Below are 668 nucleotides of genomic sequence, written 5' to 3'. Positions count from 1 at the left end.
GGGTGGTAGATGCGCATGCCGCCAGCGCCTTGAACGATTGGTTCTAAGATCACAGCTGCCACTTCTTTGTGGTGGACCGTTAGCTTTTCTCGAAAGCTATCGATGTCACTTGAGTTCCACTCATCCCAGAAGCCAGTTTTTGGTGAATCGGCAAAGACGTGCTCAGGCAAAAAGCCTTTGTAGAGACTATGCATTGAGTTATCAGGATCGGTCACTGACATTGCCGCAAAGGTATCACCGTGGTAACCATCTCTCAACGTGAGGAATTTTGAACGAGGTTGCCCTTTAGCGTGCCAGTATTGGAGAGCCATCTTGAGACTAACCTCTACGGCTACTGAACCTGAATCAGCCAAGAATACGTGCTCGAGATTATTTGGTGCTAGGTTCAAAAGTTTCTTACATAAATCGATAGCAGGCTGGTGGGTGATACCTCCAAACATAACATGCGAAACCTTATCGATTTGGCTGTGAGCTGCAGCATTGAGCTCTGGATGATTGTAGCCGTGGATGGTTGACCACCAAGAGGACATACCATCAATAATTCGTTTTCCGCCCTCTAATTCTAGGTAAACGTCGTCTGCGTTAGTGACTGGGTAGCAGGTCAGAGGTGTCAACGTTGATGTATAAGGATGCCAGATATGCTGGCGGTCAAAGGCGAGATCCATAGT

General features: G+C 47.6%; 1 protein-coding gene. It reads right to left on the bottom strand.

All coding sequences use genetic code 11. The features are described from left to right. The coding region (locus tag AB4653_RS26915; protein ID WP_372105762.1) for an aminotransferase class III-fold pyridoxal phosphate-dependent enzyme at positions 1–665 on the bottom strand (665 nt) is incomplete at its 3' end. Positions 666–668: the final 3 nt, after the last annotated feature.

The organism is Vibrio sp. 10N.222.48.A3, from assembly GCF_041475345.1.
GTDB classification, from domain to species: domain Bacteria; phylum Pseudomonadota; class Gammaproteobacteria; order Enterobacterales; family Vibrionaceae; genus Vibrio; species Vibrio tasmaniensis_A.
The sequence above is the reverse complement of the archived record's forward strand: the minus strand, read 5'-3'. Positions and strand labels throughout refer to the sequence as shown.